Source organism: Alteromonas sp. AWQ4_252 (genome assembly GCF_056158205.1).
Map to the genome: position 1 here is coordinate 1,258,511 of NZ_JBSWSV010000001.1, position 12,537 is coordinate 1,271,047.

The 12,537-nt window shown below is 45.3% G+C and carries 10 protein-coding genes; 6 read left to right on the top strand and 4 right to left on the bottom strand.

Annotated elements, in window-relative coordinates:
• Positions 1-51: 51 nt before the first annotated feature.
• Entirely contained in the window at positions 52-504 is a 453-nt protein-coding gene (locus ACXACM_RS05445) for an Lrp/AsnC family transcriptional regulator (RefSeq protein ID WP_474820328.1), read from the bottom strand.
• A 248-nt stretch (positions 505-752) separates the two neighbouring features.
• On the opposite strand from ACXACM_RS05445, the gene ACXACM_RS05450 reads away from it, so the two are divergent.
• The 6 genes from ACXACM_RS05450 (at position 753) to cheD (ending at position 8,755) form a co-directional block, all read left to right on the top strand.
• Complete coding sequence (locus ACXACM_RS05450; protein WP_474820329.1) at positions 753-1,598, top strand: PhzF family phenazine biosynthesis protein; 846 nt, start codon at positions 753-755, stop codon at positions 1,596-1,598.
• Positions 1,599-1,715: 117 nt separating this feature from the next.
• Positions 1,716-2,201: a LabA-like NYN domain-containing protein gene (locus ACXACM_RS05455; RefSeq protein ID WP_474820331.1), complete on the top strand. Its 486-nt coding sequence runs from the start codon at positions 1,716-1,718 to the stop codon at positions 2,199-2,201.
• 226 nt (positions 2,202-2,427) lie between these two features.
• The gene (locus ACXACM_RS05460) at positions 2,428-4,596 is read left to right on the top strand and encodes a S9 family peptidase (RefSeq protein WP_474820332.1); all 2,169 of its coding nucleotides are present in this window, start codon (positions 2,428-2,430) and stop codon (positions 4,594-4,596) included.
• A 631-nt stretch (positions 4,597-5,227) separates the two neighbouring features.
• A complete protein-coding gene (locus ACXACM_RS05465) occupies positions 5,228-5,731 on the top strand; it encodes a chemotaxis protein CheW (protein WP_474820333.1) in 504 nt (167 codons plus the stop codon).
• Positions 5,732-5,734: 3 nt separating this feature from the next.
• Entirely contained in the window at positions 5,735-8,026 is a 2,292-nt protein-coding gene (locus ACXACM_RS05470) for a methyl-accepting chemotaxis protein (protein ID WP_474820335.1), read from the top strand.
• Between the two features lie 123 nt (positions 8,027-8,149).
• A complete protein-coding gene (gene cheD / locus ACXACM_RS05475; RefSeq protein WP_474820336.1) occupies positions 8,150-8,755 on the top strand; it encodes a chemoreceptor glutamine deamidase CheD in 606 nt (201 codons plus the stop codon).
• Positions 8,756-8,768: 13 nt separating this feature from the next.
• Here cheD and ACXACM_RS05480 read toward each other — a convergent pair whose 3' ends face one another.
• The 3 genes from ACXACM_RS05480 to xylA form a co-directional block, all read right to left on the bottom strand.
• Positions 8,769-9,935 carry an aminotransferase class I/II-fold pyridoxal phosphate-dependent enzyme gene (locus ACXACM_RS05480; protein WP_474824233.1) on the bottom strand — a complete coding sequence of 389 codons (1,167 nt, stop codon included), beginning with the start codon at positions 9,933-9,935 and terminating at the stop codon, positions 8,769-8,771.
• Between the two features lie 66 nt (positions 9,936-10,001).
• Positions 10,002-10,973: a Gfo/Idh/MocA family protein gene (locus ACXACM_RS05485; RefSeq protein WP_474820338.1), complete on the bottom strand. Its 972-nt coding sequence runs from the start codon at positions 10,971-10,973 to the stop codon at positions 10,002-10,004.
• A gap of 118 nt (positions 10,974-11,091) precedes the next feature.
• Complete coding sequence (gene xylA / locus ACXACM_RS05490) at positions 11,092-12,411, bottom strand: xylose isomerase (protein WP_474820339.1); 1,320 nt, start codon at positions 12,409-12,411, stop codon at positions 11,092-11,094.
• Between the last annotated feature and the right edge of the window lie 126 nt (positions 12,412-12,537).

Here is a 12,537-nt window from a genome sequence, read left to right on the forward strand (position 1 = left end):
ATAATTTGATAATTTGTTAGTTTGAATTCATGATTTTTTGATTGCGGTCGTTCAAGAATGAGGAATAAGCGGCGGTAGTCGCGGTGGCATTACCTCTGATTTGATAATAGCAGTATGAGTTTCCGCACAATCGTGAAGAGGCAAAAGCAGTGAATCTAACTCCGCTACATCTGTCAGGGCAAGCGTTGCAACAAAACAGTCCTCTCCGGTAACTCGCTTGCAATCCATAAAACGGGGCTGTTGCTGAATCAATTTTTCCACTTTGTGCAATTCGCCACCACGAGGTTTGATGCGAACTAACGCATGCTGTGTGTAGCCCAACTCTCGCAAGTTTATGTTAACACCGAAATGATCAATAACAGTGGAATCTTTAAGCCGCCTAACTCGTTCCCCTACCGCAGGCCCTGAAATACCTACTTGTTTCCCAATATCAGCAAAACTCTGTCGCGCATCACGGTTGAGAAGTTCCAATATTGCGCGGTCGAGATGGTCAATCGTACTCAAAAGAGGTCTCCCAGTTATCTTTTATAGAGTAATCTACATTAGTAATTTACCACTTTGACAGACTGAAAATCACCGTAACCGAACAGTATGAAAAAGTAAAAACGTACTTTTAGCATTATTTCGAAAGCAAAAGGTACGAAACAGCCTTCAATTCACAGTGATAAGCTCGTAATGGCTTCACTATAATAGTAAGTGAATATTCTAGCACGTCATGACGCCACTTTTACTATTTCTATAAGGTTTTAATTATGCACAATTTACAATTACACCGGATAGCGGCATTCAGTGTCGACAACAAAGGCGGTAACCCTGCGGGCGTGGTATTACTGGAAGCACCCATGGACGAGAGAGCAATGGCAGAAATCGCCGCTGACGTCGGGTATTCAGAAACGGCTTTTGCTTATCCGTTATCAGACGATCATGCCAGTTGGCGTGTGCGATACTTTTCTCCCCAATCTGAGGTGCCGTTTTGTGGGCATGCCACAGTAGCGTTAGGCGCAGTTCTTGGTGAGTATTATTCCGCGCCCATGTTTGCACTTTCAATTAACAATGCAGATATTCACGTGTTGACCACGCAAACATCAGAAGGTGTCAGGGCAACGTTACTCTCGCCGCCAACCCGCAGTCAGGCACTTTCTGCACGGGAACGGGAAGACGTATTAGCTCTTTTTGGTTTACACGCTGACGATGTAAGCGATGATCTCGCCGCCGCACGAATACACGGCGGTGCTGATCACATCGTGATCCCAGTGCGTGACCGTCAAACCTTAGCCGCTATGACGTATGACTTAGCAACTGGCAAAGCGATTATGCAAAGACATGGCCTGGTTACTATTATGTTGGTTTACGTCAAAGATGACACCACGTTTCATTCCCGCAATGCCTTCGCATCTGGTGGTGTATTTGAAGACCCGGCAACGGGCGCAGCGTCTGCCGCATTCGCAGGCTATCTTCGCGATGTGCAATGGCCTCACGGTGGTCGAATTACGCTTTATCAGGGAGAAGACATGGGTGCGCCTTCAGCTATTCATGTGGAAATGGAAGATACTCCGGGCTCACCAGTAAAAGTGTCAGGCCTGACGCGCAAAATATAGGTGCTCAAATCTGCATTTTAGCTAAATCTCCCTTGCCGTTAAGCTCTGAAGATATTTGCGTAGCGGCAGGGTTCCCCGTAGCATAGATTCTATATTTGTTATATCAATGGATGTGTAATGAACCACTCCCCCGGGTCGGCTGCGGTGTTTGTCGATGTTCAAAATATTTATTACACGTGTCGTGACGCATTCTCCCGACAGTTTAATTACCGCAAACTTATGCAATTCCTCAATGAAACTTATTCACTTCAACATGCATTTGCCTATGCCACCGAAAGTAACAGCGATGGCCAGCACAAATTTCAAAAGGCATTAACGTGTATGGGCTTTGAGGTGAAAACCAAACCCTATATTCAGCGCCGGGATGGCTCAGCTAAAGGTGATTGGGATGTGGGTATTACCATTGATGTCATGGAATATGGCCCCCAGGTGGAGCACGTGTATTTGCTAAGTGGCGACGGCGATTTTGATATTTTACTTGCGCACTTAAAGCAGCACTCTCATGTACAAACCCATGTGCTCAGTGCACAAGATTTAACCGCTGTTTCACTCATCAGGCAGGCAACCTATTTTCATCCTATCGATACGTCCTGGTTATTGTAAATCGGCGCTTATCTACAATTATTGGGCGCTATGCAATGCTGCTAAAGCGCCGGGTAAACCGGCAGGCTTCTAGTGCCTATGTATGAAATTCTTTCCAGCGCCCCTGGATGAAAAATAGACTTTTTACCGGTTAAGGGTACTATGAATAATCACAAATTCGGGCGTTGTCTGCACTTTGTGTGCAACAGACAGGACCTAACGATACACGGAAGAAGGAAATACAATAATGAAGCGCATTGTAGGGGCCATTATCTGCTTAGTTGGCATTACAGCATGTTCTAAACAGCAGGACGTAGAGGAGGTGGCTGTGAAAGAGTACACGCGAATAAAGCAGTTCAGTATGCCAGCGCCAGTTGCTGAGCGAGAGGAGTATACTACTGAATATCATGGTAAAACTCTCAGCGACCCATATCACTGGTTGAAAGATCAGGATTACCCGGAAGTAAACGATGAGCGTATTCTCAATTATTTGAAGGCAGAGAATACTTATTACGATGAGTTTCTAAGTAAGAACGACACCCTGATTAACACTCTTTTTGAAGAGTATAAAGGGCGGCTGGTAGAAGAAGAAACATCAGTGCCCTGGCAAGACAACGGGTACGAGTATCGTTGGTATTTCCGCGAAGGGCAGGAATATCGGACTTATGCCAGAAAGAACTTAGAAACGGGCGAAGAAACCGTATTTCTTGATGAACCCACTCTGGCGGAAGGCTACGACTATTTCACCCTGGGTGGTTGGGATATTAGCTCTGATAATCGTTACTTAGCCTACTCGTTTAACACCGACGGTGCAGAACGGTATGAGTTGCGAATTAAAGATTTAACCACCGGGGAGTACCTCACTGATAAAGTAAGTAATGCATCAGGTCCGGTTTTGTTCGGTGCCGACAATCGTGCATTAATTTATGGCATGCTGGAGCAGGAAAAATGGCGTACCGCCAGTATTAATGCCCATATGATGGGGACGGACCAAGCGGATGACAGGGTGCTGTTAGCCGAAAGTGATGATGGTTTTTTTCTTAATTTCAGCCTGACCAGTGACAAAAAGTACCTGGTGCTTGGCAGTGGGCAGCGGGAGATCAGTGAGTACTATTACTTACCGGTCAATGACTTAAACGCCCAGCCCACCTTGTTTGCATCCCGTGATAAGGGCTTTTCTTATTCTGTAGATCACGCCGGTGATACTTTCTATATTCTTGCCAACGACTCCCATGCTAATTTTCGCCTCGCCTCGGTAGAAGATAACAATGCCGGTTATGAAAATTGGGAGACTCTGATAGCCGGTAGTGACAGTCAATATATGACGGGGTTTGTAACTTTTTCTGGTTTCATGGCCATTGCCAAGCGGGTTAATGGCGTGGATCAAATCACTTTGCGTAAGTACAACGGTGACGAATACAACATTGATTTTCCCGAACCTGTCTACAGTGTGTCGTTAGGGCAAAATCCGTCGTTCGATCAGACTGAACTCCGCCTTAACTATCAGTCGCTAATCACGCCGCTGACAGTGTACGACTACGATACACAATCGAAGAAATTGATCACACTAAAAGTGAAAGAAATCCCTTCTGGCTACAACAAAGACGATTATGTCACCGAACGCCTTATGGCACCCGGACGGGACGGTACCCTTATTCCCGTTTCACTGGTGTATAAAAAAGGCATTGTAAAAGACGGCACAACCCCTTTGTTTATGACAGGATATGGTGCTTACGGCATTACATACCCACTGAGCTACTCAGTAGTCAGGCAAAGTATACTTGACCGCGGTTTTGTTGCTGCCATTGCTCATGTCAGAGGGTCTGACATTATGGGTTATCAGTGGTACCTCGACGGCAAGTTGTTTAAGCGGGAAAGTACATTTAACGATTTTGTTGATGTGGCCAAATTTCTGGTTAATGAAAAGTATACAGCAGAGGGCAATATTTCTATTGCTGGAGGCAGTGCTGGTGGTGAACTGATGGGGGCTGTTATTAATCAGGCTCCATCGATGTGGCGTTCGGTCACGCTCTCAGTACCTTTTGTGGACGTCCTTAATACCATGTTGGATGCAAGCTTGCCTCTAACGCCACCTGAGTGGGTAGAGTGGGGAAATCCAATTACCGACCCTAAAGCGTACGACTATATCGCAAGCTATTCACCTTACGACAACATTGAGGCAAAAGCGTACCCACCAATGATGGTTACCGGTGGGCTCAATGATCCAAGGGTTACCTATTGGGAGCCTGCCAAATGGACAGCTAAAATGCGGGCAACAAAAACTGACGATAACTTGCTGATAATGAGAATAAACATGGGAGCAGGGCACTTCGCCAACAGTGGCCGCTACGGTAGGCTAAAAGATGTCGCTGAAGAGTTCTCATTTGTACTTACCGCACACGGTATCCAGCAATGATGTAGAGCATGTTGCCATTTCCTTATCAAAAGCCCAACTGATTGTCGTTCGTTGGGCTTTTTTTTCTGGTCAATCATCTGTTTTTAAATAATCCCCTAACTTTAATCAGGCCCGTCAAGTTTCTAAGCGATTCACATCCCATAATTAAATAAATAAAGCGGATAATAGTCGCAAATGTCACTTTGTTCATTAATGTCACAGGGTATTCAAAAGTATAATTTAACTTTTTATAATGTTGTTCATACTATGTACAACAGTTTGCTGCTAAGGCATATAAGAAAAGAAGTGTTTTCAGATGTCTTAACGCCAAAAACCAATTCTTGTGGGAGGAGGCGGCTGAAGAAAGAGTAGGCAATATCACAAACTGTCAGGTATGGGTGTATATGAAAAGGTATTTAAATTAACACCTTTTTGTGTGGTTGAAGCGATATCAGGCTTGGTCTTGAGTTTCTAACTGGATCACTAATTAAATTAGTTCTTTAGTCGTGTTTCGTGGTTTCAGTCGTTTTGCGGCTTCGCAATTTTGCGATTAGTGGTCTACAAATAATAAACCAGTTGTTTAGTAAATAGACAGGGTGACCTGTGTCCATGTTAGTTAAAACGGGTAACAACTAAATGAGGAGTAAGTCTTATGAGTAATGCTGCGGTTCAGCACTCAGAAATGGCTGGCGATGATCAGGAGTTTTTGAGCTTCGTATTGGGCGAAGAGCACTATGCGTTGGACATTACTACAGTCAAAGAAATTCGTGGTTATGAGCAAGTGACCAAAATTGCGAACGCCCCAGCGTTTATCAAAGGGGTTATGAACTTAAGGGGCGACATCGTACCCGTGGTGGATTTGAGAATTAAGTTCAGTGTCGGCGAGGCCACATATAACGAATTCACCATAGTTATTATGCTCAATGTACACGACAGAATTGTCGGTATTGTTGTAGACGGTGTTTCAGATGTTATTCGTCTGACTGAAAATGAAATATTACCGCCGCCAGAATTTGGCGTAGCGTTTGACGGTGAGTACTTGCATGGGTTAGCTGATGTTGAAGACACCATGGTGATACTTGTGAATATTGAAAATTTAATAACCAGTAATGAATTGGGTTTAGTAGATGTAAACCAGGTTAAGGCAGGAGATTGAGACATGGGGATGTTTAAGTGGTTAAGCGGTGACAATGGCGCGGTAGTGGGTGCGGTTGAGAGTATTCAGGCGTTAGAAGCTTCTTCCTCCTGTCTTCTTTTACTTGATAGTCAGCACAATATCGTAGTGGCTAATAGTGCCGCCAAGCAATTATTAAATGGGCTGGAGGCAAGCATTAAAAAAGTGAACGGGCAGTTTTCCGCCATGAATTTACATGGAAGTAATGTCAGTACACTGGGTATTTCCTCCGCTCAAATCAATCAAGCATCGCAGATGCCTGTTGAATCAACAGTAGGCTACGGCAACAAGAATATAAAAATTAAAGTTTCTCCGCTTAAGAATACCCATGGCGAAGTCAAATCCTGGTCAGTAGAGCTTATCGATAACGAAGATAGTCAGATGATGCACGCAATAACCGATGCGCTCCACCGGGTTCAAGCAGTTATAGAGTTTAAACCTGATGGCACCATTATCACTGCGAATGATAATTTTTGTGGTGCAGTTGGCTACGAATTGGATGAAATTCAGGGTCAGCACCATCGCCTGTTTGTGGCTGCCGACTATGCTGCGTCAAATGAATACAGAGATTTCTGGAGAAATCTGGCAAAAGGGCAAATTTCCTCTGGCGAATATTGCCGTATAAAGAAAGACGGTAGTGAAATTTGGATCCAAGCATCCTACAACCCTGTTTACGATGATAAAGGAAATGTTGTTCGCGTTGTCAAATTTGCCACAGATATCACCGAAGAGAAAATGCGCAATGCCTATTATGGCGGGCAAATTGAAGCCCTAAATCGCGCTCAGGCAGTTATCGAGTTTCAGCTTGACGGCACTATTATTGATGCTAACGACAATTTCCTGGGTGCAATGGGTTACTCACTGGATGAAATCAAGGGCAAACATCACAGTATGTTTGTTGATGCGGAATATCGTAAGAGCGCCGAATACCGCTCTTTTTGGGACCAACTGAGCAAGGGCATTTACTTTGCTGATGAATTCAAGCGAATAAATAAATCAGGTGAAGAAATCTGGATTCAGGCGTCCTATAACCCTATTTTCGACCAAAATGGTAAGCCGTATCGCGTGGTAAAATACGCCACGGATATTACTGCTAGGACGAAAGCAGTTAATGACATCAAAGCAACCATGACACAGCTTGTTCAAGGTAATCTCGATACCAAACCACTGGACTTCGAGGGTGATTTTGAAGAACTGGGTGATTCAATTAACCGCTTTGTTAGTGATATTAAAAACATTATTGGTGTGATTCAACAGGTAATGACAGCGATGTCTACCGGCGATCTTTCCATGCGCATTGAAGAATCCTTCCAAGGTGAGTTTCAGGTTCTCGGTGATGCTATTAACTCATTTGCCAATGAAATAACCGGTACAATTACCAACATCAATGAAGCTGTTGAAACAATCAATACGGCATCATCGGAAATTGCGACAGGTAATGCCGATTTGTCCAGCAGGACTGAGCAACAAGCTTCCAGCCTCGAGCAAACTGCCTCCGCTATGGAAGAACTTACTGGTACTGTCAGACTAAATGCAGAGAACGCAGAACAGGCAAATATGTTGGCGTCACAAGCATCGACGGTGGCGAATGAAGGTGGCGATCTCATCCGCAAAGTAGTGAACACTATGGGTGATATTAACGCGTCTGCACAGGAAATTTCCGATATTATTGGCGTAATAGACGGCATCGCGTTCCAAACCAATATTCTCGCCCTGAATGCTGCTGTGGAAGCTGCTCGAGCCGGTGAGCAAGGTCGGGGCTTTGCGGTTGTAGCGTCAGAAGTGAGAACCTTGGCGCAACGTTCTGCCGAAGCTGCCAAAGAAATTAAAGAGCTTATTTCTAACTCAGTAAGTAAAATTAACGATGGTAACGACCTGGTAAATAAATCTGGTGATACCATGGCTGAGGTAGTGAATGCTATTAAGCGTGTTAACGACATCATGTCCGAGATTTCTGCTGCATCGTCTGAACAGGCCACCAGTATCGAAGAAGTAGGCAAAGCCGTTAACAATATGGATGAAATGACACAGCAGAATGCAGCGTTAGTAGAAGAAGCTGCGGCTGCCGCAGACAGCTTGCAGCAACAAGCTGTGAACTTATCAGAACGTGTCGCTATGTTTAAACTGCAACAGGGTAGTGGCAGTATGCTAACACCGCCCCCAGCGCGACCAAAAGTAAATGGCTCAGCAAAACCGGCTATGCGAGTAACCGCAATGAGCCAGCCGAAAACACTGAAGCCAAGTGCTCCGGTCGAAAGTGAATGGGAGACATTCTAAAATGATCCCAGTATCCGCCGAAGAAGTCTGCAAGCATTACGCGTATAGTCAGGATGACTTCGAGCGGATACGCGCCACCGTATTTAAGACCATTTACACGCCTGCCAGGTAGATACGAGAAGGGTGAACGATCGCGATTTTAGCCAGCCTACGTATTACTACGATAGTCGTTTTGGTCGGCATGCAGCGAAAATTTTGCCCGGCCAGTACTTCGCCACCACAGAAGATAAATTAATCGTCACCGTGCTGGGGTCTTGTGTTGCTGCATGTATTTTCGACCCAATTACAGAAATTGGCGGTATGAACCATTTTATGTTGCCCAGCAATAAAGCCGTTGATAAAGAGAGTGAGCAAGCAGCAAGGTATGGCGTACATGCAATGGAAGTTCTGATAAACGACTGCCTGTCTCTAGGTGCCGAGCGCAAACGGCTGATCGCAAAGGTTTTTGGTGGGGCAAGGGTATTACCAGGTTATATTCAAAATAATATTGGCGCGTCTAATTCTGAATTTGTTATTAACTACCTTCGGACAGAAAATATACCTATCATCAGTAGTGATTTAATGAATAATTACGCGCGCAAAATCTACTTCACACCCTCTAACGGCACTGTCTTGATGAAAAAAATCCATGACGTAAACAACAATACGATAGCGGAACGGGAAGTAGAACTGTCTTTGCGTATCAACGAAAGTTACACGCAGTCAGGAAGTGTGGATTTATTCGATTAATTTAAGAACTTTCCTAACATTGTAAAGATGACACAAATTGTCCTAACCGATACAGTCCCTTCTCTAATTTATGCTCTGAAGCAGCAAAAGACAGCCTGACATAGTCATTCCCTGAGGTTTCGCTAAAGTCATTCCCAGGAGTAAGTGCTAAATGACATTCTGAGAGTAAACGTTCGCAGAAAGTCATTGATGATAAACCGAAGCGACTAACGTTGAAATATACGTAGAATGCGCCATCGGGTTCTACATTTACGCTTAGACCAATTTCTTTTAAGCCCTTAATCACCAGGTTTTTTCGGTGTACGAGAATGTCGCGGCGTCTCTCACATACCTTAATAGATTCGGGAGAAAAACATGCCAGTGCTGCATGTTGAGCTGGTGTCGAAGGACAGATGTATAAATTTTGCGCCAGCTTTTCCATAACGGGCACCATGGTATCTGGCACCACACACCACCCTAATCGCCAGCCGGTCATGCCAAAATACTTGGAAAAACTGTTGATTACGACGGCTTCCTCATCGTAGGCAAGTACAGTTTGGGCATTTGGAGTGTGACTGAGGTTGAGGTAAATTTCATCTACTACTCGCCATCCTTTTTGTTGCTTTACAAACTCAAGAATAGTTTTCATATGCTCTGGCGGCACCGATGTTCCTGTGGGATTGGAGGGCGTTGCCAGCATAATGCCCCGCGTATGGACCTGCCAATTGTTTCGCACCAGTTCAGGCGTGAGCTGGAAGCGTTCTTCCGCGCTGCACGGTATACTCTGTAGCTTACCACCAAAACTTGTTATGAATTGCCGGTTGCAAGGGTAGGCCGGGTCGGCCAGCATCACCGAATCGCCGTCATTAACCAGAGCTGCAGAGACAAGTAACAAAGCGGCAGACGCGCCTGCAGTCACAACAATATTGTTCGCAGAGACATCAACATTGTGCATTTGTCTATAAAAACCGGCGATGCCTTCTCTTAAAGCTGGTAGACCTAGAGCTGAGGTATAAGGTAGCTCTGCGTTTTGCATAACCTGTTGCATTGCACTGACTACCGGAGGCGGAGCGCCAAAGTCAGGTTCACCGATATTCAATCGCACAACGTCATGTCCCTGTGCCTCTAACGCAGAAGCCTTTTCTGAAAAAGCCATTGCAAAGAAAGGGGAAATAGCGTTTGCGCGGTCAGAAAATCGTATCACTTACATTGGCCTCATAAAAAAAATGAGGCGCAATCATACCAGTGATAAGTGAGGGCGGGCAATTTACTTGACGGAAGTGAATTGTGCTTTCACCGCAGCCAGCCTTCGCTGGAAGCTGAGAGAGACTTCGTGGGATACAACATCAGACTCGGTGCAATTATTGAGTATTTGTTGGCTGGCATGTTCAATCTCGAACTCAAATCCGCTGCCAGTACGTTCATCTATAAAGTGGTCTTGTTTTCCGTTAGCGTCGAATAGCAAACACTCATTGGCAGCCCAAAAATCAGGAATGCGAATGAAGCCTTTATCGCCAATGATTTCCGCTTCGTTCCCCAGACGGCTTTTAAAGCTGGTGTGTAAAGTTGAAATGAGGCTACCATTGCGATGAAACCATAACACGTCATTGTCTGCTCCGTTGGGGGCCTGTGAGTAATGAATCATTTGCGGTTCTGTTTCTTGTTTGTTGAGCAAGGCATCAAAAGCAATGGGGTAAATACCCATATCCAGCAAGCATCCTCCGCCTAATTCCAGGGCGTATTCCCGACAGTCAGGAGAGTAGAGCTTGGGAAACCCAAAGCTGGCTTTGAGGTGAAGTGGCGTGCCGATTCTTCCCGCACTCACCCACTCGAAGGCAGTTGTGATAGCTGGTAAAAAGTAGGTCCACATGGCCTCCATATAAAAACGTTTTTGTGATTTAGCAACCTGTAATATACGTTGTAATTCTGCCTCTGATGTGGTGGCCGGTTTTTCACAAAGTACATGTTTACCTGCCTTAAGCGCCATGATGGAATTCTCGGCGTGCAGTGTGTGGGGAGTTGCTACGTATATGGCATCAATGTTTGGGTCGCTAAGTAGCGATTCATAACTTCCGAAAGCCTGCGGAATGTCGAGGCGCTCGGCAAAGGCGTCGGCACTTTCCTGAGAACGGGATGCAACGGCGCATAACTCGGCGCTGGCACAACGCCTGATATCCCGGGCGAAGGTTTCTGCAATTCGCGCGGTTGATATGATTCCCCATCTTACTTTTTTCTGCATAGTACATTTCCAGATTTGACGCGTGATGTTGTTACTATCGTGGGTTCCCTGTCAGGTTGCAAATAAAAAAGGCAGGGTGTTTGTTCCCTGCCTTTGTATTGACCAGACGTAGTGTATACTAGCCGTAAATAATACGGTTTACTTTGTTTTCCAGTAATTCTTGCTGACCGCTTTTATGTGCAGGCGTCAGGTTTTGGTTTAGAGCAAGCTCAGATAACGTTTCAAGTGAGAAGTTGCCGTCAATAATCCCTTTGCCTAAATCGGTGTTCCAGCCTTTGTAACGGGCTGATACCGCTTGGCCGAGAAAGTCGTCTTCTATCAGTTTAGCTGCCCGTTTGAGTGCCATCGCCAGGTGGTCCATGCCACCGATGTGGCCGTAGAATAAGTCGGCAGGATCATTACTTTGGCGGCGCAGTTTTGTATCAAAATTAAAGCCACCAGTGGTAAAGCCACCAGATTTTAGAATTTCATACATTACCAGAGTGAGCTCATCCACATTAATGGGGAATTGGTCAGTATCCCATCCGTTCTGTGCATCTCCCCGGTTGGCGTCAACGCTTCCAAAAATACCAAGGGATATGGCAGTGGCCACTTCGTGGTGAAAGGAGTGACCAGCCAGTGTGGCATGGTTAGTTTCGATATTTACCGCAAACTCGTTTTCCAGACCATACTCTTTAAGGAACCCAAACACTGTTGCTGTGTCGTAGTCGTACTGGTGCTTCGTCGGTTCCTGAGGCTTGGGTTCAATAAGCAGGGTACCGGTAAAACCAATTTTATGCTTGTGCTCTACTACCATTTGCATAAAGCGACCAAGCTGCTTGCGCTCCTGACGCAAATCCGTATTTAACAGTGTTTCGTAACCTTCACGACCACCCCATAATACATAGTTGGCTCCGCCAAGACGCTTAGTTGCGTTAAGCGCATTAAATACCTGTGTTGCGCCATAAGAAAACACTTCGGGATCAGGGCTTGTTGCCGCGCCACCAGCAAAACGAGGGTTACTGAACAGATTCGCTGTACCCCACAGTAGCGCCAGGCCAGTCTCTTCCTGTTTTTGCTCCAACACGTCGGTCATTACAGCGAAGTTTTCAGTGTATTCCTTGAGGTTGTTACCTTCCGGGCTCACGTCTACATCATGGAAACAGTAATAGGGAATACCAAGTTTGCTAAAGAATTCAAAAGCGACATCAGCTTTTTGCTTGGCGCGTTCCATAGCGTCTCCAGGGCGTAACCAGGGACGTTGAAATGTACCCGCGCCAAATACGTCGGCACCATCCCAACAAAAGTTATGCCAGTAACACGCTGCAAAGCGCAGGTGCTCTTTCATGGTTTTACCCAGCACCACTTCGTCTTCTTTGTAATGCCTGAAAGCGAGAGGATTTTCCGAAGAAGGTCCTTCGTATTTAATTTTATCGATGGACTCAAAATATTGAGACATGGATGACTCTCCGTAATAAATAGTATATAGCTTGCGATTATTGAGTGTTTACAAGCTGCTAACAATTATGTTTTTTATTAACAGCCTTCTGCTTATTAATAGGTGATAGGCAATTCACAATGGGCC